The organism is Promicromonospora sp. AC04, from assembly GCF_003058225.1.
Lineage (GTDB): Bacteria > Actinomycetota > Actinomycetes > Actinomycetales > Cellulomonadaceae > Promicromonospora.
Genome location: NZ_QBUG01000008.1, coordinates 151601 through 172378, shown reverse-complemented (window position 1 = coordinate 172378; position 20778 = coordinate 151601). Strand labels below are relative to the sequence as shown.

The 20778-nt window shown below is 72.0% G+C and carries 19 protein-coding genes; 9 read left to right on the top strand and 10 right to left on the bottom strand.

Annotated elements, in window-relative coordinates:
- Positions 1 to 32: 32 nt before the first annotated feature.
- The gene (locus C8K30_RS20800; RefSeq protein ID WP_158281077.1) at positions 33 to 1628 is read left to right on the top strand and encodes an AfsR/SARP family transcriptional regulator; all 1596 of its coding nucleotides are present in this window, start codon (positions 33 to 35) and stop codon (positions 1626 to 1628) included.
- Here C8K30_RS20800 and C8K30_RS20795 read toward each other — a convergent pair.
- Complete coding sequence (locus C8K30_RS20795; protein ID WP_108494951.1) at positions 1618 to 2727, bottom strand: helix-turn-helix transcriptional regulator; 1110 nt, start codon at positions 2725 to 2727, stop codon at positions 1618 to 1620. The two genes, C8K30_RS20800 and C8K30_RS20795, sit on opposite strands and share 11 nt — an antisense overlap.
- A 157-nt stretch (positions 2728 to 2884) precedes the next feature.
- On the opposite strand from C8K30_RS20795, the gene C8K30_RS20790 reads away from it, so the two are divergent.
- A complete protein-coding gene (locus tag C8K30_RS20790) occupies positions 2885 to 5932 on the top strand; it encodes a BTAD domain-containing putative transcriptional regulator (protein ID WP_158281076.1) in 3048 nt (1015 codons plus the stop codon).
- Positions 5933 to 6072: 140 nt separating this feature from the next.
- Here the strand turns inward: C8K30_RS20790 and C8K30_RS20785 are convergent, their stop codons facing one another.
- The 5 genes from C8K30_RS20785 to C8K30_RS20765 form a co-directional block, all read right to left on the bottom strand.
- Complete coding sequence (locus C8K30_RS20785) at positions 6073 to 6825, bottom strand: succinate dehydrogenase/fumarate reductase iron-sulfur subunit (RefSeq protein ID WP_108494817.1); 753 nt, start codon at positions 6823 to 6825, stop codon at positions 6073 to 6075.
- The gene (locus tag C8K30_RS20780; RefSeq protein ID WP_108494816.1) at positions 6822 to 8771 is read right to left on the bottom strand and encodes a fumarate reductase/succinate dehydrogenase flavoprotein subunit; all 1950 of its coding nucleotides are present in this window, start codon (positions 8769 to 8771) and stop codon (positions 6822 to 6824) included. The genes C8K30_RS20785 and C8K30_RS20780 overlap by 4 nt, the downstream gene beginning before the upstream one ends.
- A gap of 25 nt (positions 8772 to 8796) precedes the next feature.
- Complete coding sequence (locus tag C8K30_RS20775) at positions 8797 to 9633, bottom strand: hypothetical protein (protein WP_108494815.1); 837 nt, start codon at positions 9631 to 9633, stop codon at positions 8797 to 8799.
- Positions 9630 to 9911, bottom strand: coding sequence for a hypothetical protein (locus tag C8K30_RS20770; protein WP_108494814.1), 282 nt, complete (start codon positions 9909 to 9911; stop codon positions 9630 to 9632). Before C8K30_RS20770 ends, C8K30_RS20775 begins: the two co-directional genes overlap by 4 nt.
- A 112-nt stretch (positions 9912 to 10023) precedes the next feature.
- Positions 10024 to 10326: a helix-turn-helix domain-containing protein gene (locus C8K30_RS20765; RefSeq protein ID WP_108494813.1), complete on the bottom strand. Its 303-nt coding sequence runs from the start codon at positions 10324 to 10326 to the stop codon at positions 10024 to 10026.
- A 65-nt stretch (positions 10327 to 10391) separates the two neighbouring features.
- On the opposite strand from C8K30_RS20765, the gene map reads away from it, so the two are divergent.
- On the top strand, positions 10392 to 11174 hold the full coding sequence (map, locus tag C8K30_RS20760) for a type I methionyl aminopeptidase (protein ID WP_108494812.1): 783 nt from the start codon (positions 10392 to 10394) through the stop codon (positions 11172 to 11174).
- 9 nt (positions 11175 to 11183) lie between these two features.
- Here map and C8K30_RS20755 read toward each other — a convergent pair whose 3' ends face one another.
- Complete coding sequence (locus tag C8K30_RS20755; protein ID WP_108494811.1) at positions 11184 to 12164, bottom strand: aldo/keto reductase; 981 nt, start codon at positions 12162 to 12164, stop codon at positions 11184 to 11186.
- Between the two features lie 100 nt (positions 12165 to 12264).
- Between C8K30_RS20755 and C8K30_RS20750 the strand changes: the two genes are divergently transcribed.
- Positions 12265 to 13161, top strand: a complete 897-nt coding sequence (locus C8K30_RS20750) for a helix-turn-helix transcriptional regulator (protein ID WP_108494810.1) — start codon at positions 12265 to 12267, stop codon at positions 13159 to 13161.
- Between the two features lie 32 nt (positions 13162 to 13193).
- Here C8K30_RS20750 and C8K30_RS20745 read toward each other — a convergent pair whose 3' ends face one another.
- Positions 13194 to 13898, bottom strand: coding sequence for an SDR family oxidoreductase (locus tag C8K30_RS20745; protein ID WP_199230606.1), 705 nt, complete (start codon positions 13896 to 13898; stop codon positions 13194 to 13196).
- 79 nt (positions 13899 to 13977) lie between these two features.
- Between C8K30_RS20745 and C8K30_RS20740 the strand changes: the two genes are divergently transcribed.
- The 3 genes from C8K30_RS20740 to C8K30_RS20730 all read left to right on the top strand — a co-directional run bounded on the left by C8K30_RS20740 (position 13978) and on the right by C8K30_RS20730 (position 16504).
- Positions 13978 to 14364 carry a helix-turn-helix domain-containing protein gene (locus C8K30_RS20740; RefSeq protein WP_108494808.1) on the top strand — a complete coding sequence of 129 codons (387 nt, stop codon included), beginning with the start codon at positions 13978 to 13980 and terminating at the stop codon, positions 14362 to 14364.
- 88 nt (positions 14365 to 14452) lie between these two features.
- Entirely contained in the window at positions 14453 to 14998 is a 546-nt protein-coding gene (locus tag C8K30_RS20735) for a ferritin (RefSeq protein ID WP_108494807.1), read from the top strand.
- A 156-nt stretch (positions 14999 to 15154) separates the two neighbouring features.
- Entirely contained in the window at positions 15155 to 16504 is a 1350-nt protein-coding gene (locus C8K30_RS20730) for a hypothetical protein (RefSeq protein ID WP_108494806.1), read from the top strand.
- Between the two features lie 96 nt (positions 16505 to 16600).
- Here the strand turns inward: C8K30_RS20730 and C8K30_RS20725 are convergent, their stop codons facing one another.
- Positions 16601 to 17608, bottom strand: coding sequence for an ice-binding family protein (locus tag C8K30_RS20725; RefSeq protein WP_233257321.1), 1008 nt, complete (start codon positions 17606 to 17608; stop codon positions 16601 to 16603).
- A 483-nt stretch (positions 17609 to 18091) separates the two neighbouring features.
- Between C8K30_RS20725 and C8K30_RS30430 the strand changes: the two genes are divergently transcribed.
- Entirely contained in the window at positions 18092 to 18319 is a 228-nt protein-coding gene (locus C8K30_RS30430) for a hypothetical protein (protein ID WP_146197544.1), read from the top strand.
- Positions 18320 to 18461: 142 nt separating this feature from the next.
- Positions 18462 to 18965 (top strand): zf-HC2 domain-containing protein, encoded by a 504-nt coding sequence (locus tag C8K30_RS20720; protein ID WP_108494804.1) that lies wholly within the window; start codon positions 18462 to 18464, stop codon positions 18963 to 18965.
- 119 nt (positions 18966 to 19084) lie between these two features.
- Here the strand turns inward: C8K30_RS20720 and C8K30_RS20715 are convergent, their stop codons facing one another.
- Entirely contained in the window at positions 19085 to 20710 is a 1626-nt protein-coding gene (locus tag C8K30_RS20715; RefSeq protein WP_108494803.1) for a cellulase family glycosylhydrolase, read from the bottom strand.
- Between the last annotated feature and the right edge of the window lie 68 nt (positions 20711 to 20778).

Here is a 20778-nt window from a genome sequence, read left to right as displayed (position 1 = left end):
TCGGGAGCGGCAGCATCGGGAGCGAAGGCATCGTGGGCACCTCAGGGTTCGGCGGTACGGGCGCCGTGTCGGTGCGCCTGCTCGGACCGTTCGCCGTGACCGTCGAGGGCGTACCGGTGACCCTCAGCTCGCGCCTGCGCACGCTGCTGGCCGTGCTCGCTCTCGACGCCGGCCGGCCCGTGCCGACCGGACGCATCGCCGCCGCGGTGTGGGGCGCGGACCGGCCCGCCGACACCCGCAAGGCGATCCAGGTGCTGGTGACCCGGCTGCGGACGGCGCTGGGCGCCGGAGCCGTCCGCACCACCGCGGACGGCTACCAGCTCGACGTCCCGCCCGACGCCGTCGACCTGCGCCGGTTCGAGTCGGCCGTGGCGGCGAGCCGCGCAACCGACGACCCCGCCGAGGAGTACCGGCTGCTCCGGGAGGCGCTCGGGCACTGGCGCGGATTCCCCTTCGAGTCCGTCGACTCCGACCTGCTCATCGCGGTGGACCGCCCTCGCCTGCTGGAGTCCGCGCTCCAGAACATCGAGCGGGGCACCGACATCGCACTGGCGGGGCACGCCCCGGACCTCGGCGAGCTGGCCGCGGGCCTGCGGGAGCTCGTGGGTATCCATCCCCTGCGCGAGAGCCTGTGGGTCCGCCTCATGGGCGTGCTCGACCGCACCGGACGACGCGCCGACGCGCTCGCCGCCTACCAGGACCTGTACCGCATCCTGCGCGAGGAGCTCGGCGCCCGGCCGGGCGCGGAGGCACAGGCGATGCACCGGCGGCTCCTCGCGGACGACGCCGGCGACGAAGTGAGCACTGACGCAAGCACCGGCGCAGGCACGAGCACCAGCGGAGGCACGAGCACCCGCACAGGCACGAGCACCCGCACCCGCACCGGCACCCGCACCGGCACTGGCACCGGCACGAACACCGACCCGGCCGGCCCCGGCGCTTCCGCGAGCGCCGCGCCCGCCATGCTCCCGCCGTCGGACGGCGCGTTCCGTGGCCGCGCCGATACCCTCGCGGCGCTGGACGCGCTGCTGGACCCGGCGCCGTACGCGCCACAGGACTCACCACCCGGCGCGGTGCCGGACACGCCATCGGACTCGTCATCCGACGGGGTGCCGGGTGCCGCACCGGACCAGGCAGACAGCCCGCCCGCCGCGACGCGGATCGCCGTCGTGGACGGCCCGGGCGGGATCGGCAAGACGACGGCGGTGCTGCACTGGGCCCGCCGCGTGGCGTACCGCTTTCCCGACGGCAGCCTCTACGCGGACCTACGGGGGTCCTCCCCCGCGAGCACGCCGCTGGCCTCGGACGTCGTGGTGCGCCGCTTTCTCGACGTGCTGGGCGTCCTGCCCGGCCGAGTCCCGGCCGACGCCGACGCCCGGGCCGCGCTGTACCGTTCGGTGCTCGCGGACCGCCGGGTCCTGGTGGTGCTGGACGACGCCCGCGACGTCGAACAGGTGCGGCCGCTGCTGCCGGGCGGGCGACGCTGCGTGGTGGTCGTCACGAGCCGGAACCGGCTTGGTGGCCTGGTCGCCGTGGAGGGCGCCGTACCCCTCGCCCTGGGTGCGCTCACGCCGTCCGACGCCGGGACCGACCCGCGCCCGGTCGGTCTCCCGCCGGTCACACCCTGACCGGCAGCCGGGCGGCGCCCGCGGTCGGGGAAGCAGCCGCCAGAGCGGCCGGGAGGACGACGGGAGACACGGCCCGGGAAGGACCTCGGGGAGCGGAGTCGGAGTCGGCCGGCGGGGCAAGGTCCGGCAGCGCCATGCCGCCGTCGAGCACCGCGTGGCCGAGGGGCGTCAGGGTGTGCCAGACGCTGTTCCGCTCCCTGCGCGACGCGACCAGGCCGGCGTCGCGCAGCACGGACGCGTGCTCCGAGGCCGACGGCGGCGAGACGCCGATGTGCCGGGCCAGCTCGCTCGTGCTCGCGCCGTAGGTCAGGGCGGACAGCGCGGCCGCGCGCGTCCGGCCCAGGAGCGAGGCGAGCGCGCGCTCGTGCCGGTCGGGCCCGGACGACCGGAGCCAGGACATCCGGTGCGGGATCGGGTAGACGAGCACGGGTGCGAGACCAGGGTCGGCCAGCGAGATGGGTGCCCGCCAGCAGAAGAACGCCGGCTGCAGGGTCAGGCCGCGGCCGTTCAGGTGCAGGTCGCGGTCGATCCTGGCCTCGATGGTCAGCACCGGCTCCCGCCAGGTGATCGTCGGGTGCACCGACGTCAGGAGCGCCGCCGTCCCACCGCCGGTCAGGGTGCGTGCGCGGGCCGCGATGTCGGTGTCGACGGCGCGGCGCACGACGGACCAGAAGGGCGCGATCGCCTGGTCGTGGTAGGCCCGGATCGCCATGCCCAGCTGCCGCCGGGCTCCCGCCGACGCGGGGAGGTCGGCCGCCCATCGCGGCACCTCGCGCTGTCGCGCCAGGATCCCGAGCTCGTTCCGGAAGCGGGCCGTCGGCGTGCTCAGCACCGCCTCCAGGCCCTCGTCGAAGTCGGTGGTCCCGCCCGCGGGCGTGAGGAAGTCGGGCGTGTACCCCTGGTGCGGCGTGAGGCGCAGGTACGTGCGCGCCTCCCCGGACAGATCGGTCAGCACCCGCGAGCGCCACTCGCGGAAGACCAGGGGGCCGGCCGCGTGGTTGACCTGGTGCGCGCTCAGCATCGCTTCCCACATGGGGTCGGGTCCGGGCGCGAGCCGGACCCGCATCATGTCCTCGGGGGTGAAGTGGATTCGCAGCATCGGCAGCCTCCGGCGCTCGCGCACGCTTGTCGGACGCCGGATCTCGGCGTTGCGCCCCATTCCACGGCGCGGCGGTTTCAAACCGCTTTCACACCCGGCACAGACCCGGCAGGATGGTCCGGGACAGGGGGGCGCGACGTTGCGAAGCGGGGTGCGGATGGACGACGGGCAGCAGCCCGCGGTCACGGTCGCCGTCCTGGGGCCGTTCGCCGTCCTGGTGGACGGCGCGGCGGTGCACCTGCCCGGGCGCCTCCGGTCGCTGCTCGCCGCGCTCGCGGTCGGTGCGGGCGCGCCGGTGACCGTGGAGCGCCTGGTCGACGTCGTATGGGGCGAGGACCTGCCCGCCGCCCCGCAGCAGTCGCTGCAGGTGCTCGTGCGCAGGCTCCGGATCGCGCTGGGCGACGGAACCGTAGAGACGGTCCCGGGCGGGTACCGGCTCAACCTCCCGGCCGAGCACGTCGACGTCGCCTCGTTCTCCGCGCTCCTCGACGTCACCTCGTTCGCCGCGCTCATGGCGGCGCGGCGCGCCGACGACCCGGCCGCCGAACGGCGGCGGCTCAGCGACGCCCTGGCCCTGTGGCGCGGCACCCCGTTCGACGGCGTCGACTCCGCGGCGCTGCGCGCGGTCGACACGCCGCGGCTGGTCGAGCAGCGGCTGACGGCGCTCGCCCGGAGGATCGAGATCGACCTGGCGGGGCCGGGTGCCGGCGCGCTGGGCGCAGACGCGGCGGGCGCAGACGCGGCGGGCGCAGACGCGGCGGGCGCAGACGCGGTGGGCGCAGACGCGGTGGGCGAAGACGCGGTGGGCGAAGACGCGGTGGGCGAAGACGCGGTGGGCGAAGACCCGCCGAGTGCAGACGCGCCTGCCGGTGCCGACACCGTTGCAGACTCCTTGGCCGCGCTCGTCGACGAGCTGCAGGAGCTCACGGCCGAGTACCCGCTGCAGGAGCGCTTCTGGGGTCAGCTCATGACCGCGCTCGCGCGGAGCGGGCGGCGCGACGAGGCGCTGGAGGCCTACCGGCGGCTGGACCGGACGCTCTCCGACGAGCTGGGCATCGGCCCCGGGGAGGGCGTCCGGCGGCTGCACCGGGAGATCGTCGCCGCCGAGGACCCGCCGGACGCCGAGCCGGCGGGCTGGATCCCGCGCCAGCTCCCGCTGGGCACCATGGGGTTCAGCGGGCGCGAGGGCGCCCTGGCCGAGCTCGACGCGCTCCTCACGGAAGGTGTCGGAGCCGGGCCCACGCCGCGGGTAGCGGTGCTGGACGGCGCGGGCGGCGTCGGCAAGACGTCGACGGCGCTGCACTGGGCCCACCGGGTGGCCGGCCGGTTCCCCGACGGCCAGCTCTACGCGAACCTGCGGGGGTTCGACCCGGCGTCGTCGTCCCCGGTGCCTGCGAGCACGGTGGCCCGGACGTTCCTGGAGGCGCTGGGTGTGGCCAAGGGCCGCATCCCGGCGTCGGACGACGCCCAGCTCGCGCTGTACCGCGGTGTCGTCGCCGGACGGCGGGTGCTCGTGGTCCTCGACAACGCCCGCGACGCGGAACAGGTGCTGCCGCTGCTGCCCGGTTCGGGTCCGAGCGTCAGCGTTGTGACCAGCCGCACCTCCCTGACCAGCCTGGTCGCCGCAGCGGGGGCGCGGCGGGTCCCGCTGGACACCCTGTCGCCGTCCGAGGGCATCGACCTGCTGGCCACGCGGGTCGGCGTCGAGCGGAGCCTGGCCGAGCCGGAGGCCGCGCGGCAGATCGTGGACCGCTGCGCCGGCCTGCCGCTGGCGATAGTGATCGCCTCGGCCCGGGTCCTGGCCCAGCCGGCGTTCCCGATGTCGGCGGTCGCCGTCGAGCTGGCCGACGACGGCGCGCGGCTGGACGCGCTCGGCGACGACGATCCGATGGCCGACGTGCGCAGCGTGTTCTCGACGTCGTACCGGGCGCTGTCGCCGCGGGCGGCGCGGATGTTCCGGCTGCTCGGGATCCACCCGGGACCGGACATCTCCCGGGCGGCCACGGTGCCGCTCCTCGGGGAGTCCGACGGCGCCGCACGGCTGGCGATGGCCGAGCTGCTGCGCGTGAACCTGGTGGCCGAGCACACGCCCGGGCGGTACGCGATGCACGACCTCGTGGCGGAGTACGCGCGGGAGCGCGCCCAGCACGACGTCGCCGAGAGCGAGCACGACGCCGCGGTGCAGCGGCTCACCGAGTGGTACCTCGGCGTCGCGCTGGAGATGGATCGACGGCGGTGGCCGGGGCGGGTCCGGCAGGCGTTCGTCCGGGACCCCGGCGTCGTCGAGGTCCCGGACCGGGAACCGGCGGCGTGGTTCAGCGACGAGCGGACGATCCTGCTCGCCGTCGTCGAGATCGCGCGGACACGCGGCCTCTTCCGTGAGGTCCTGTCGCTGGCCTGGGCGATCTACAGCACCGTGTCGAACCACTTCGATACCCGGAAGGCGCTCTGGGCGGCGCTCTGGACGGCCCGCGACGTCTCGATCCAGGTCCAGGACCGCCTGGCCGAGGTGTGGTGCACCCGGTACCTGGCGGCGCTGGCAGGCGACGCCGGCCGGATCGCGGAGTGCGAGGAACTACGGCGACGCACGGTCGAGCTGGCCGTGGAGCTGGACGACGCACGGGTGCTCCAGCAGGCATACCAGGGGTACGCCGGCGACCTGGTCCGCTGGGGACGCACCGCCGAGGCGGTGCGCCAGGCCGAGCACTCGCTCGAGCACGGCCGGCGCTCGCAGGAGGCGTACTACGAGGCCCACGCGCTGAACATCCTGGCGTGGGCGCTGTCGCACGGTGGCGAGCTGGCGCGTGCGCTGCCGCTGGCAGAAGAGGCGCTGGCGCTGCTCAACGACGTGGACAACCCGACAACGAGGGCCGTCATCTGGGACACCATCGGGTTCGTCCACGCCGAGCTCGGGGACCCAGGACGGGCGATCGTCTGCTACCAGGAGGCGGCGGTCCGGTTCCGGGCGTTCGACATGCGGCAGGACCTCGTGAAGGTGCAGCGACGGCTCGCCCACCTGCTCGGCGACGTCGGCCGCTGGGCCGAGGCGCGCGACGCCTGGCAGGAGTGCCTCGACCTGCACATCGGCCTAGGTCTCACGGGTGTAGCCGAGACCCGCGAGGAGCTGGCCCGAGCCGCGAAGCTGGCTGACGGCGCCCCAGACCTGATTCAGACCGTGCGTCCGCCTTCCCGAACCGCAAGTTAGTTGTCGACCCCGGGCGCCGAACCGAAACGACACGCCGATGTCTCGCGGATCCTCGGCGTGTCGTTTCGGTTCGACACCTGGGCATGCCAGCAGGTTGCGGTTCGGCGGGCCCGTGACCGGGCCATTCGCATGAACGACGCTCAGCCGCGGCGCCGCGAGATCGTCCGGCCCAGCCACACCAGCGGGTCGTAGCGCTGGTCCGCCACGCGCTCCTTCATCGGGATGAGCGCGTTGTCGGTGATCTTGATCCCCTCCGGGCACACCTCGGTGCAGCACTTCGTGATGTTGCACCGGCCCAGCCCGTGCTCCTCCTGCGCGGCGGGCACCCGGTCCGCGACGTCGAGCGGGTGCATCTCCAGCTCCGCGATGCGCATGAGGAACCGCGGCCCGGCGAACGACTCCTTGTTCTCCTCGTGGTCACGCACCACGTGGCACGTGTCCTGGCACAGGAAGCACTCGATGCACTTGCGGAACTCCTGCGAGCGCTCGACGTCGGCCTGCGCCATCCGGTAGTCGCCCGGCGCCAGGTCGGCCGGCGGCGTGAACGACGGGATCTCGCGCGCCTTCGCGTAGTTGAACGACACGTCCGTGACCAGGTCGCGGATCACCGGGAACGTCCGCATGGGCGTGATGGTCACCACCTCGGACTGCTCGAACACGGACATCCGCGTCATGCACAGCAGGCGCGGCCTGCCGTTGATCTCCGCCGAGCACGACCCGCACTTGCCCGCCTTGCAGTTCCACCGCACCGCTAGATCGGGCGTCTGTGTGGCCTGCAGCCGGTGCAGGACGTCGAGCACCACCTCGCCCTCGTTGACCTCCACCTCGAAGTCCACCAGCGCGCCGCCGTCCGCGTCCCCACGCCAGACGCGGAACTGACCCGGGTAGCTCATACGGTCCCTCCCTGGGGATGCGCCGTCAGCTCGGCGGCCGTGTAGTACTTCTCCAGCTCGGTCAGGTCGAACAGCGCGAGCAGGTCCGCGCGCATCGGGACGCGCTCGGCCGGTTCGACGGCGACGTGCGGCACCACTGGATCGTCCCCCGGGATACGCGGGCACCGGGACCGCAGCACCCGGTGGCGCCACTCCGGGTCGAGCACCGGGTGGTCCTCGCGCGTGTGCCCGCCCCGGCTCTCGGTGCGCAGCAGGGCCGACGACGCGACGGCCTCGCTGACCATGAGCATGTTCCGCAGGTCCAGCGCCAGGTGCCAGCCCGGGTTGTACTGCCGGTGGCCCTCGACGACGACGCCGCGCAGCCGCGCGCGCAGCTCCGCGAGACGGCCGAGCGCTGCGGTCATCTCCGACGCCGTCCGGATGATGCCGACCAGATCGTTCATCACCTGCTGCAGCTCGGCGTGCAGCGTGTACGGGTTCTCGCCGACGGCACCGCTCCCTGACCCGCCCTGACCACCCACGGGGTCGAACGGCGCGAGCGCCATCCGCGCCGCCGCGTCGACGTCGACCTCCCGGACCGCGGGACGGCGTTCCAGGCCGGTGACGTAGTCGGCGGCGCCCAGCCCGGCGCGGCGGCCGAACACCAGCAGGTCAGACAGGGAGTTGCCGCCGAGGCGGTTCGAGCCGTGCATCCCGCCGGAGCACTCCCCCGCGGCGAACAGGCCCGGCACGTTGGACTGCCCGGTGTCCGGGTCGACGCCGATCCCGCCCATCACGTAGTGGCACGTCGGGCCGACCTCCATCGGCTCCGCCGTGATGTCGACGTCGGCCAGTTCCTTGAACTGGTGGTACATCGACGGCAGGCGGCGCCGGATCTCGTCGGCGGGCAGGCGGCTCGCGATGTCGAGGAACACGCCCCCGTGCGGAGAGCCGCGGCCCTCCTTCACCTCCGTGTTGATGGCCCGGGCGACCTCGTCGCGCGGCAGGAGGTCAGGGGTGCGGCGGTTGGCGTCCTGGTCCGCGTACCAGCTGTCCGCCTCGTCCTCGGTCTGGGCGTACTGCCCCTTGAACACGTCCGGGACGTACCCGAACATGAACCGGTCGCCGTCGGAGTTCTTGAGCACGCCGCCGTCGCCCCGCACGCCCTCGGTCACGAGGATGCCCTTGACGCTGGGCGGCCAGACCATGCCCGTCGGGTGGAACTGCACGAACTCCATGTCGATGAGGTCGGCGCCCGCGCGCATCGCCAGCGCGTGCCCGTCGCCCGTGTACTCCCACGAGTTGGACGTCACCTTGAAGGACTTCCCGATCCCGCCCGTGGCGAGCACGACGGCGGGGGCGGAGAACACCACGAACCGACCCGACTCCCGCCAGTACCCGAACGCCCCGGCGATCGCGCCGTCGTCGCCGGTCAGCAGCTCCGTGACCGTGCACTCGGCGAACACGCGCAACCGCGCCTCGTAGTCGCCGGCGGCCGCGTAGTCCTCCTGCTGCAGCGCCACGATGCGCTGCTGCATGGTGCGGATCAGCTCCAGCCCGGTCCGGTCGCCGACGTGCGCGAGCCGCGGGTAGGTGTGCCCGCCGAAGTTGCGCTGGCTGATCCGGCCGTCCTTGGTGCGGTCGAACAGCGCGCCGTACGTCTCCAGCTCCCAGACCCGGTCCGGCGCCTCTCGTGCGTGCAGCTCCGCCATCCGCCAGTTGTTCAGGAACTTCCCGCCGCGCATGGTGTCGCGAAAGTGCACCTGCCACGAGTCGTTGTCGTTGACGTTGCCCATCGCCGCGGCGCACCCGCCCTCGGCCATGACGGTGTGCGCCTTGCCGAACAGCGACTTGCACACGATCGCCGTCCGCAGCCCGCGTTCGCGCGCCTCGATCGCGGCCCGCAGCCCGGCGCCGCCCGCACCGATGACAAGGACGTCGTAGTCGTGCCGTTCGGTCTCGGTCAAGACCGGGCCCCCTGTTCGATGAGTCTTATCCGACGAGTCGGAAGTCGGTGATTGTCCCGCTGGCGACGAGCGCCACGTACAGGTCGGTCAGGATGAGCGACGCCAGCGTGACCCACGCGAAGAGCATGTGCCGCGTGTTCAGCGCGGAGATCTTGGTCCAGAGCCAGTACCGCACCGGATGCTTCGAGAAGTGCGTGAGCCGGCCACCCATCACGTGCCGGCACGAGTGGCACGAGACCGTGTAGCACCACAGCAGCACCACGTTCGTCAGCAGCACGAGGTTGCCGACGCCGACGACGAACCCGTCGGTGGGATGCCGGAACGCGACTATCGAGTCGTAGGTGTTGACGAGCGAGACGACCACCGCGACGTAGAAGAAGTACCGGTGGGCGTTCTGCATGATCAGCGGGAAGCGCGTCTCACCGGTCTGCCGCGCGTGCGGCTCCGGCACCGCGCACGCCACGGGCGCGAGCACGAACGACCGGTAGTACGCCTTGCGGTAGTAGTAGCAGGTCAGCCGGAAAAGCAGCAGGAACGGCAGGCTGAGCGCCGCGTACGGGATGAGCGGGTGGTCCGGGAGGAACATCCCGAAGTGCGACGACCCCGGCTCCGAGGCGCACCCGAGCGATACGCACGGCGAGTAGAACGGCGTCAGGTACCGCTCGTCCGCGAAGAAGTACTGCTGCTGGAACGCCCGCACCCCGCCGTAGACGAGGAAGATCAGCAGGCCGACCGTGGTCGCCGTCGGCGGCAGCCACCACCGGTCCGTCCGCAGCGTTCGCGCCCCGACCGCTGCACGCCCGGGAGCGTCGACACCGCGCGCGCCGACACGTCGCGGGTCGTCGCGTACGGTCGCCGTCACGACCGGTCGCCGTGGTAGCCGCCGAGGCCTTCGTCGTCGGCATCGCTGAACATCGCCTCGTCCAGCGGGGTGTCGGGCACGACGACGTGCTCGAGCACGCTCACCTGCCGGACGGGCTCGGCCGAGGCGAGCTCGGTCGCGTCGATCTCCAGCCGTTCGAGATCGTTCACGAGCCGGCGCACCTCGGGCCCGTCGCCGAAGGCATCGCGCACGTGGGCGACGCTCTGGCGCAGCTGCTCGATCGAGCGGCGGAGCGCCGCGAACTCGGTGGTCGTCATGGAACACCTCCTGGGCGACGCGCCTCACCCCGTCGTGAGGTGCGTCACAGGAGACTCTGCCGCGAATGCGGCCGTGAGGCAAGGCGGCACGTGCGCCTCTCGAGACCGAGACCTACGAGGCCAGCCGCTCGCGTGCCCGGTGAGCGGAGCCGGTCGGCTCGACGCCACGTTCGGGCTGGTTGATCTCCGCCCACACCGCATCGAGGGAGAGCCCGAGGACATCGGCGATCGCGGCGATGGTCGGGAACGCGGGGGTCGCGACGCGCCCCGTCTCGATCTTCCGGAGGGTCTCGGGCGAGACGCGTGCGTCGAGCGCGGTCTCGAGCATCGAGCGTTCTCCCCTGGCGCGACGCAGCAGCGCACCGAGGCGCTGTCCGCGCTCGACCTCTGCGGGGGTGAGCGGCAATCTGACCATGCCCCCGATACTAGTACCGGTATAACATTGCCGGGATAGTTATTGGATGCTGAGAGAGGCGCCGCATGATCGAGATCCTGAACCCCACCGAGCTGGCCCGAGCGAGGGACACGGGCGCCCTGGTCGCCGACATCCTGCAGACCCTGAAGGGGCGCAGCACGGCCGGCACGAACCTCCTGGACATCGACCGGTGGACCAGGACCATGATCGGCGAGGCCGGAGCGCAGTCCTGCTACGTCGACTACGCGCCGCCCTTCGGCCGCGGGCCGTTCGGCCACTACATCTGCACGGCGGTCAACGACGCCGTCCTCCACGGGATGCCGCACGACTACCCGCTCGCCGACGGCGACCTGCTGACCCTCGACCTCGCCGTCTCCCTCGGCGGAGTCGCCGCGGACTCCGCCATCAGCTTCGTCGTCGGCGGCGCAGGGACCGCGGAGAGCGACGCGATGATCAGCGCCACCGAGCGCGCACTGAGCGCGGGGACAGCCGCCGCCCGCCCTGGGGCCCGCATCGGCGACATCTCCCATGCCATCGGCTCGGTCCTCAGCGCGGCGGGGTACCCGATCAACACCGAGTTCGGGGGGCACGGCATCGGATCGACCATGCACCAGGACCCGCACATCCCGAACACCGGACGGCCGGGCCGTGGCTACCGGCTGCGCCCAGGGCTCCTGCTCGCGCTGGAGCCCTGGGTCATGGCCGACACCGCCGAGCTCGTCACCGACGCCGACGGGTGGACGCTCCGCAGCGCGACAGGCTGCCGGACTGCGCACAGCGAGCACACGATCGCCATCACCGACGACGGGGCCGAGATCCTCACCCTGCCGACGGCCGGTCAGCGGTGAGGCGGCGGGTCAGCGGTCGATCGAGGCCATGTTGGCTTCGTCGTGCCGCTCGCCCGCTGCGGGCTCCAGGTTGTTCAGGCGCTCGAGCTGGTCGGCGGTGAGCTCGATGCCGTCAGCGGCCGTGTTCTCCTCGACCCGCGAGACACGTCGGGTGCCGGGGATCGGTGCGATGTCGTCGCCGCGGGTGAGGATCCACGCCAGGGCGGTCTGGGCCGGGGTGGCGCCGATCTCTGCGCCGATCTCCCTGACCGTGTCGACGATGGCGAGGTTGCGGGTGAAGTTCTCACCCGTGAACCGGGGGTTTGTCTTGCGCCAGTCGTCGTCCGGGAAGTCGTCCACCGAGCGGATCTGGCCGGTCAGCAGCCCGTGGCCGAGCGGCGAGTACGGGACGAAGCCGATGCCGAGCTCACGCAGCAGCGGCAGGATCTGCGCCTCCACGCCCCGCGTCCACAACGAGTACTCCGTCTGCAGTGCCGAGACCGGCTGCACCGCGTGCGCCCGCCGGATCGTCTCGGGCGATGCCTCGGACAGCCCGAAGTGGAGAACCTTGCCCTCCTTGATCAGGTCGGCCACCGCTCCGGCGGTCTCCTCGATCGGGGTGTTCCGGTCGACCCGGTGCTGGTAGTAGAGATCGATGTGGTCGGTGCCGAGGCGCTGGAGCGAGCCCTCGACGGCGGCCCTCACGTTGGCGGCGCTGCTGTCGATGACACCCGGGCCGCCGCCGGAATGGGACACCAAGCCGAACTTCGTAGCTATGACGACGTCGTCGCGGCGGCCCTTTACGGCCTCGCCGACGATCTCCTCGCTCAGGAACGGGCCGTAGATCTCGGCCGTGTCGATGTGGGTGACCCCGAGGTCGAGGGCGCGGTGGATGGTGCGGATCGACTCCGCGTTGTCCAGCGTGCCTTCGCTGGTGTACGTGCCTGCCATGGTCATCGCGCCGAGGCCGATGCGGGAGACGTCCAGGTCTCCGAGGTGTGCCTTCTTCATGGCTCCAGCAAAGATCGCTTTCCGCGTGCCAGGGAGTCCCCCTCTATAGGGTTAATGCCAGTGACCCCCTTGATCGGGGCCGGTGACGTACGTTCGAGTCATGGACACCCGGAACGACATCCGCGAGTTCCTGACCACCAGACGGGCCAGGCTCACGCCCGGACAGGTCGGCCTGCCCGATTTCGGCGGGCGGCGACGGGTCCCGGGCCTGCGCCGCGAAGAGGTCGCCCTGGTCGCGGGAATGAGCGTCGAGTACTACGTGCGACTGGAGCGCGGGAACGCCACGGGCGTCTCCGAGGCGGTTCTCGAAGGCATCAGCCGCGCCCTCAAGCTCGACGACGCCGAGCGCTCCCACCTGTACGACCTCGTGCGTGCCGCGAACAAGGGCGCCCACCCGCGTCGTCGTCGCCCACGGGCCAGGACACAGCAGGTCCGGCCTGGCGTGCAGCAGCTGCTCGACGCGATGGACAACGTGCCCGCCCTGGTGCAGAACGGCCGGCTCGACATCATCGCCGTCAACACGCTCGGCCGAGCAGTGTTCTCGCAGATGTTCGAGCAGCCCCAGCAGACGCCGAACTTCATCCGGTACGTCTTCCTCGACCCGCGCGCCCAGGACTTCTACCGCGACTGGGACGATGCGGCCCAGCAGACCGTCGCGCTGCTGCGCACCGAGGCCGGCCGGACCCCGCACGACCGCGTCCTCAGCGACCTGGTCGGCGAGCTCTCCACCCGCAGCGACGCCTTCCGTACCCTGTGGGCATCGCACGACGTCCGCGAGCATCGCACCGGGATCAAGATCATCCACCACCCCGTCGTCGGCGACCTCGACCTGAGCTACGAAGCGATGAACCTCACCTCGGACCGCGGACTCCTCCTGCTCGCCTACACGGCCGAGCCCGGATCGCCCTCACGCGACGCGCTCACCATGCTGAGCAGCTGGGCGGCCACCACCTCCGTCAACGAGCACTCCGACCAGAACACCACGGATCGCGGCTGAGCCCAGCTGCCTGAGCTCAGCCGCCTGAGCCATCAGGCGGTCTTGTGGCGGGCTCCGCCCTCGAGGTGGACCGTCTCGCCGGTGATGAAGCCGGCGCGGAGCAGCCACATCACCGCTTCGACGACGTCGTCGGGCTCGCCGTACCGTCCGACCAGCGTTCCGGCGGCACTCCTGCTGAGCAGGCCGGCCTTGCCGTCGCCCAACCGGTCCCAGGCGCCCGAGTCGACGACGCCGGGCGAGATGGCGTTGACGCGCACCGGGGCGAGGTCGGCCGCGAGATGGCGGGCGAGGTACTCGACCGCACCGTTGGTCACCCCCTTGACCAGCGAGCCCGGTCCCGGCCGCCATCCGACGACCCCGGAGAACAGCACTATCGACCCGTTCGGCCGCAGCACCGGCACGAAGTGCTTGGCCACCAGCATCGGTCCGATCACCTTCGCCGTGAACGCGGCGATCAGCTTGGCGTGGTCCAGCTCGCCGGCCCGGACGTCGTGCGGCGCCGAACCGGTCGTCACGATGTGGTCGATCCCGTCCGCGAGCCGTGCGGCCGCGGCCGCCATCGTCGTCTCGTCCTGCAGATCGATCCGCACCGCGGTCGCGCCGATCTCGGCCGCCACCGCCTCGGCGGCAGCCAGATCACGCGCACCGATCACCACCTCGTATCCGTCCTTGACCGCGCGCCGCACGACTGCCGCCCCCAGCGCCCGTGCGCCGCCGATGACCAGAATCCGTTCCATGTTCGCCACTCCCTCTCGTAGGATCGGCCCTCACGGTATGGAATTGATACCGGTATCTACAACGGAACCGGGAGCGCCCATGGGCAAGGCGTACAACGTGATGGCGGCGACCTGTCCGAGCCGGACCGTGCTCCACCGCATCGGCGCCCGCTGGACCGTGTTCGTCGTCAACGCCCTCGACGACGGCCCTCGCCGCTTCACCGACCTCAAGGCGCACATCCAAGGCATCACCCCGAAGGTCCTGACCGAGACCCTCCGCTCCCTCGAGGCCGACGGCCTGATCAGCAGGCACGAGTACGCCGAGAACCCGCCACGTGTCGAGTACGCCCTGACACCCCTGGGACGCTCCCTCCTCGTCCCGCTGCGCGCCATACGCCTCTGGGCCGAACAACACGTCCCCGACATCGAGGCCGCCCGAGCCCGCCACGAGGATCGGGTCCAGATCTCCGTTCCCGGGTCGCGGTAGCGGCCTTCGAGAGGTCCGAACCCCGATCCCCGCGCGATCCCGCATGTCGCGATCGCCGAGCCGAGCGCGCGACATTAGCGTGGGGCGCATGACGACGACGGCGGAAAACTCTCAGTACCTGCGGCTGCTCGGCGAGCAGGTGGGCCACGAGCTGGCGGCGCACCTGCAGTACGTGGCGATCGCGGTCTGGTTCGACAGCCACGACCTTCCGCAGCTCGCGGCGCACTTCTACCGGCAGGCGCTCGAGGAGCGCAACCACGGGATGATGATCGTCCAGTACCACCTCGACCGGTCGCTGCCCGTGAAGATCCCCGGCACCCCCGACGTCCGCAACGACTTCGCGAACGTGCTCGAGCCGCTCCAGCTCGCGCTCGACCAGGAGCAGCAGGTCACCCGGCAGATCGAGGCGATCTTCCGCGCGGCGCGCGAGGAGGGCGACGCGCTGGGCGAGCAGTTCCTGATGTGGTTCCTCGAGGAGCAGGTCGAGGAGGTCGCCGCCGCGACGACGCTCGTCACCGTCGCCACGCGCGCGGGCGACAACCTGTTCGACCTGGAGAACTACGTCGCGCGCGAGACGATCGGCGACGCCGGCGAGTCGGCGGCCGCGCCGCGGGCGGCCGGCGGTTCGCTCTGACCGCTCCGGCACCGATCACGGCCAGGCCCCTGTTCCGCAATTGTGCTGCCGACGGGCCGGCGTGCGCCTCTGGCGCCGGCGTCGTGCCCCCCGGCCTACCGACACGCGCTCGACCCCTCTACGCTGCATCGGAGTCGCACGCGTAGAGGGGTACAGATGAGTCTTCGGCAACGTCGAGTTCCCGCACTCCTGGGCCTGATCGCCCTGCTCGCAGGCCTGGCGGCCGCGGGGGCGAGCATCGCGCTCGTGTTCGTCGACGAGTCGAGGGACCTCCGCGTCACCCTGTGCGCGATCATCGCCGCCGCGGTCGCGATCATCACCCTGGTGTCCGCACCGGCCGCCAAGCCCTACCCCGCGCTGGCCGGCCGCCGTCGGCCTGGTGTGGCGCGGTTCGGTCGCCTGCTCGTGCGGGTCTGCTGGCTGCTGCGCGTCGGTGTCGCCGGCACCGCCGCCTGGTTCATCACCTGGAACTCGGGCTCGGCGGCCATCCAGCCGCTCGCGGCCGCGCTCGTCGCGCTGTCGATGGTTCTCGTGGTCATGGCGCAGCTGGGGCAGCACCTTGCCGGGTTCGTCACCGCGGTCGACGACCTGCGCGGACCGGGTCTGTGGCGCCGGGCGTCCGCCATCGTCGTCGCGGCCGTCGCCGCCGGGACGGCCGGCTACCTGGCCGCCCTCCTGGAGCGCTTCCGGAGCCTGGTCGTGGACCCCGTCTGGGAGTTCCTGCGCGAGGAGTGGGGGCTACCGGCGTTCCTGGCCGGCCTCCTCGTCGCGGTGCTGACGATCCTGGTCGTGACGCTGGTCGCGAGCCTGGTCGGCGCCGCGATGCTGTCCATCGCCTTCACGATCGGCCCGAGCACCGCCGTCGGGCGATGGCTCATCAAGTACTCGCCCGTCAGGTACACGCGATGGGTCGACTCCGCCCGCGTCAGCGTCGTCGGCTTCACCGCCTCCTTTCCCCTCGCTCCCGACGAGCGCGCCACCCGCTGGATCTACGAGGGAGTTCGCGACAGCTCGGGCCCGCTGGACCCGGTCTTCCTTGGCATGCTGGCCGACGACGTCGCCCGGGCCGTCGCCACCCTGGCACCCGCGGGCGACCGGAGGACGAGCGTCGCCCTGCGCGCGGTCGGTGATCACGAGGAGGTCGTCCTGGAGCAGCTGCCCGCGGGCGCCGGCGGCAAAGGAGCGGACGGCGAAAGAACGGACGGACGGCACGAGTCGCGGCTGCTGCCCGACTTTCCCGAGGCGGCGGCGTTGCGGCGGATCAGGCTGGCGCTCCACGACGTCGAGGCCGGGCTCCCCTCGGTGGTGCGCTGCTCGGCACAGGACGGCGAGCTCGAGCTCGGCTACTGGGACAAGGACCCCAAGTGGTCCTTCGCGGCGGACGAACCCGAGTGGTTCACCGAGCCCGGCCACGAAGACCTCGTCAGGGAGGTCGTGCGGTACCCGCCCGGGGCGCCCTGGGTACGCGAACGGCTCGGGCTGCCCGCCGTCGAGCTGGACTGGTGAAGCACGCCAACACTTGCCGGTAGTCCGACAACCTGGTTTCGAGCGGACCTGCGATCCGTCGCGGTGACCCGGCCCGGGTCACCGCGACGAGTCGGGTCAGGTCTTGGTGCGGTGCATCCGGATGCTGGTGGTGATGAGGCCGGCACCAAGGAGGATCGTCACGACCGCGGCCACGAGCAGCGGCGCGTTGACCGACGGGCCGGTGACGGCCAGCGTGTCCGGCGTGCCGTCCCCTGGTGATCCACCACCGCCGCCGATCCCGTCGTCGTCGCCCGGCGGGGTCCCGTCGTCGTCGTCGGGCGGGGTCCCGTCGTCGTCGCCAGGCGGGGTGCCGTCGTCATCGCCGGGCGGCGTGTCGGTCGGGTTGTCCGTCGGGTTGTCGGTCGGGTTGTCCGTCGGGTTGTCGGTCGGCGGAGCGGTCACGCAGGCGCTGCTGGTGAAGACGTTGGTGTCGAGGGTGACCGAGCCGTTGCGCGCCAGGGCACGCCCGTCCACGGTGGTCCCCGTAGTCACACTGATCGAGGTCAGCGCCATGATCGTCCCGACGAACGTGGTGCCGGTGCCCAGGGTGGCGGAGCTGCCGATCTGCCAGAACACGTTGCAGGCCTGCGCGTCGTTCAGGAGCGCGACGGTGCTCGCGCTCGCGGTGGTCAGCGTCGAGCCGACCTGGAACACGAAGACCGCGTCGGGGTCACCCTCGGCGTCGAGGGTAAGCGTCCCGGTGAGCCCGATCGAGCTGGACGCGTTGTAGACGCCCGGCGTGAGGGTGAGGCCGCCCAGGTCGCCCGCGATGCTGGAGTCGGGCGCTTGCCCGGCGGCATCGTTGTAGGCGATGGTGAGGTCGCTCTGCGCCTGGAGCGCCTGGGCGTCCGCCGCATGGGTGGTGCCGAGGGCGATGCCGGGCGGGAAGCCCGTGATCGCGGATCCCGGGCTGACACCGAGGTCGCCACTGAGGACCGAGGGCCCCGTGTTGGTGACGGTCTGACCGCCCAGGACCGAGTAGGAAGCTGCCGTGCCCAGCGGTACGGCGGTACCGATCGCCGAGGCCGGTTGTGTTGCGAACAGGAGCGCGATCGAGCCGATCAGGGCGAGCGCCGCGCCCACGGCGGCACGTAGACGTGAAGACGACCGCGTGGACGGCCCGGAGTGCTGGACTTTTCGGCTTCTCATAGAAGCCCCCTAAATCCCCCGTATCGCGGGGGCGCAATCACAGTCTGTGAATGCGCCCGACAGTACGCATAAGGGGGATAATAAAGCGCGCTGGACGGCCAGGTATTCTCCATTCGAAATCATCCTGTGCATTTGGCGGTATTTCGGGTGGTTCTGTGCGCCGCGGCCGTCGGCGGCCGATTTCCTGGTGATACGTTGCGCATGGTGGCTCCCGTTCTGGGGACGGGAGCCGCCCAGTGACCGCCCCTGCCCGGGAGGCGGTCCTTTTGGTGAATGGCGGCGGGCCAGGCAGGTCAAAATGCACGCAATTCAAAAGAATTCGTCGCGGAAAAAGCCCTGCCGCGACCGGCGGCCGATTGCTTTAATTCTCGCAGCAACGAGTTCGACCCGACACTTTTCCCGTGCCCGCCCTGCGAGATGTCGACCCATGTCCCACCGTCAGGCCGGCCGACTCGTCGGCGCGCTCTTCCTGGCTGTCTTCCTCTGGAGCCGGCAGTCGCCGGGGCCGGCATCGCGCTCGCGATCCCCGGCGGCCTCTTCGAGGTCACGCTGGGCGTGCTGCTGCTCGCCCGCGGCTGGCCGGCGAACGCGCCCGAGACGCCGCCGTCGGCCGCCACCCCGCCGTCGGCCGCAGTGAGCCGATAAGCCAGACGGTCGCTCTTCGCCCCCGCGCCGTCGGCCTGGCAGGATCCGATATCACGCATGAGTTTCTGCAACTGCTGACTCGTGCTGACAGGATTACGCGATCGGTCGAACCGGACACTATGCGCAGAGGGGGCAGGTTCGCGTGACGACCACAGGTGACCTGCGGGACGGCGAGCTCGACGCCGGCCGCCGGGCCGCCGTCGCCATGCTGCGCTCCGCGCTGGCAGGCCTGGCGGTCGCGGGCGCTGCCGACGCAACCGCTGCCGCCGTCACCAGCACCGCCGACAGGTCCGCCGTCGCCGACGCAACCACCCGCGCCGTCGTGCCCGCCCCCGCGCGCGGCCGCCGCCGCGGCACGAACCCACCCGACTGCCGCTCCACCCGCGCTGCCCTGCACGACTACCTCAGCGGGCGCCTCCTCCCCCACCGCCGGCGCCGCCTCGAGGCCCACCTGGACGGCTGCGCCGAGTGCATCCGTGCGTTCATCGACGTCCGGGAGGAGTCCTGGATGCTCCGCGACCTGGGCCAGCACCTCGTCGCCACCGGGCACCGGGGCGGAAGGCACCGCCGGATGCTTCGGCGGCCGGTCGTGCCGGCGACCGGCTCGCGGCCGGCGTCGGCGTCCTCGACAAGCCGCGGGCGCTGACCCGACCACGGACCCGACCACGGACCCGATCAGGGACCCAGGTCAAGGACCCGGGTCAGGCGTACGGGTCACTCGCGTGACCCGTACGCCTGACCCGCCGAGTGCGGGCGGGGGTTGCGTCAGGACGCCCGGACGGCCACCTCGAAGACCCGGGCGACGTCCGGGGTGTAGTTCGACGGGTCCGTGATGACGAGCCGCACCTGGTCGACGGCCGCCGCGGGCCCCGGCGCGCTGACCAGGCCGAGCGTGTTGTCCTGGAAGGACCCGGCCTGCTGCCACCCGGCCGAGGTGTGCACCTCGACCGTGAAGTCGCGCAGCACGTTGACCGTGCCCCCGCCGACGAACCCGCTGTACACGTCGACCTGGTCGACCACGGTCGGCGCGTCGAGCGTGATCGTCAGGGTGGGCGTGGTGTCGCCGACGGCGGACAGCCAGCGCCCGGCGTTGGTGCAGTCGCCGTCCACGGCCTTGGCCGCACCGCTCGTGGCGCTGTAGGCCGACGAAGCGACCGCCGTCGCGCCGATCGCCGCGTGGTCCGCGCACGGGGACGCGTACGGCTGCTCGGCGAGCCACGCCTTGATCATCTCGCCCTGGTGCTCGCCGCCGAGCAGGTTCCAGTCGTGGTCGAACATCTGCGGCTTCCAGTAGTTGTCGAAGAGCCACGCCGTCCAGCTGATGTGCGGGCGGGCGTCGAGGTACTGGCGCAGCGGGATGCCCCAGCCGGACGTCGTGCCCTGCGTGACCACCGGGTCGGAGAACTCGCCGGGCGGGTTCCAGCCGAACTCGGTGAGGATCACCGGGATCTGCTGGGCCGCGTTGCCGAACTTGGCGTCGAGGTTCGCCGCCGTGGCGTCCCCCTGGTTGGGGTACAGGTGGTAGACGTAGGCGATGTCGTTCCCGGCGATCGGGTCGGCCGCCGCCTGGTTGACGTACGTGCTCCACTGCGGGCCGCCCATCAGCAGCAGCGTCTCGGGCGCGACCGCCCGGATGTCGTTCACGACCGGCTGGATGTACGACTTCCAGGACGCCCAGCTCGCGGGCGCGATCGGCTCGTTGAACACCTCGTAGATGACGTTCGGCACGTCGGCATACAGCGGCGCCACGTAGTCCCAAAACTCCGCCACCGTCGACTGCGGCACCCCGGTGGAGCCGTAGTCGGACACGTAGTGCAGGTCCACGATGATGTAGATGCCCAGGTCGACGGCCTGCTGCACGTAGGGGTCCACGTACTGGGCCACGTTGTCCTCGACGCTGAGCGACCCCCAGACGGTGACGGGCAGGCGCACGACGTCGGACTGCCAGCCGTCCGAGACGGTCATGTCGATCACGTCCGAGATCGGCCGGGGGTTGCACTCGGGGCACTCGGCGTTGTGCCGCGGCGCGAGCACGGACACGCCGCGCAGCTGCACGGGGCTGCCGGCGGCGTTCACGATCTTGTTGCCGGAGGTGCCGAGCCGGGACACGGCTGCGGGCGCGGCCTCGTCGGCCTGGACCGCCTCGGCACCCCGGCCGACGGCACCCCGGCCGACGGCACCCGAATCGACGGCACCCGGACTGACGGCGGCCTGGCCGACGTCGGCGGCGCCCGCCGCCGGGACCGCGAGGCCCAGGCCCGCCACGACCAGCGCGAGCGCCGAGGCGGCGATCGCGTGCCGCCGCGGCGGGCGCGCGGGAGGGCGGGAGACGGCGGGTACGGCGGTGGTGGACAGGGGCGCGCGGCCCCGGAAGGGAATGTTGCGCAGCACGATGGTTCTCCGTTCTTCGTTGAACGAGCGGTCGAGCTCCGTGGTGGAACAGGTCAGCCGGGTGGGAC

Excerpts from the sequence above, each read along its gene's own strand:
- C8K30_RS20795 (WP_108494951.1), bottom strand. The coding sequence starts at position 2,727 with ATGCTGCGAATCCACTTCACCCCCGAGGACATGATGCGGGTCCGGCTC.
- C8K30_RS20790 (WP_158281076.1), top strand. The coding sequence starts at position 2,885 with ATGGACGACGGGCAGCAGCCCGCGGTCACGGTCGCCGTCCTGGGGCCG.
- C8K30_RS20785 (WP_108494817.1), bottom strand. The coding sequence starts at position 6,825 with ATGAGCTACCCGGGTCAGTTCCGCGTCTGGCGTGGGGACGCGGACGGC.
- C8K30_RS20770 (WP_108494814.1), bottom strand. The coding sequence starts at position 9,911 with ATGACGACCACCGAGTTCGCGGCGCTCCGCCGCTCGATCGAGCAGCTG.
- C8K30_RS20765 (WP_108494813.1), bottom strand. The coding sequence starts at position 10,326 with ATGGTCAGATTGCCGCTCACCCCCGCAGAGGTCGAGCGCGGACAGCGC.
- map (WP_108494812.1), top strand. The coding sequence starts at position 10,392 with ATGATCGAGATCCTGAACCCCACCGAGCTGGCCCGAGCGAGGGACACG.
- C8K30_RS20755 (WP_108494811.1), bottom strand. The coding sequence starts at position 12,164 with ATGAAGAAGGCACACCTCGGAGACCTGGACGTCTCCCGCATCGGCCTC.
- C8K30_RS20750 (WP_108494810.1), top strand. The coding sequence starts at position 12,265 with ATGGACACCCGGAACGACATCCGCGAGTTCCTGACCACCAGACGGGCC.
- C8K30_RS20745 (WP_199230606.1), bottom strand. The coding sequence starts at position 13,898 with ATGGAACGGATTCTGGTCATCGGCGGCGCACGGGCGCTGGGGGCGGCA.
- C8K30_RS20740 (WP_108494808.1), top strand. The coding sequence starts at position 13,978 with ATGGGCAAGGCGTACAACGTGATGGCGGCGACCTGTCCGAGCCGGACC.
- C8K30_RS20735 (WP_108494807.1), top strand. The coding sequence starts at position 14,453 with ATGACGACGACGGCGGAAAACTCTCAGTACCTGCGGCTGCTCGGCGAG.
- C8K30_RS20730 (WP_108494806.1), top strand. The coding sequence starts at position 15,155 with ATGAGTCTTCGGCAACGTCGAGTTCCCGCACTCCTGGGCCTGATCGCC.
- C8K30_RS30430 (WP_146197544.1), top strand. The coding sequence starts at position 18,092 with ATGTCGACCCATGTCCCACCGTCAGGCCGGCCGACTCGTCGGCGCGCT.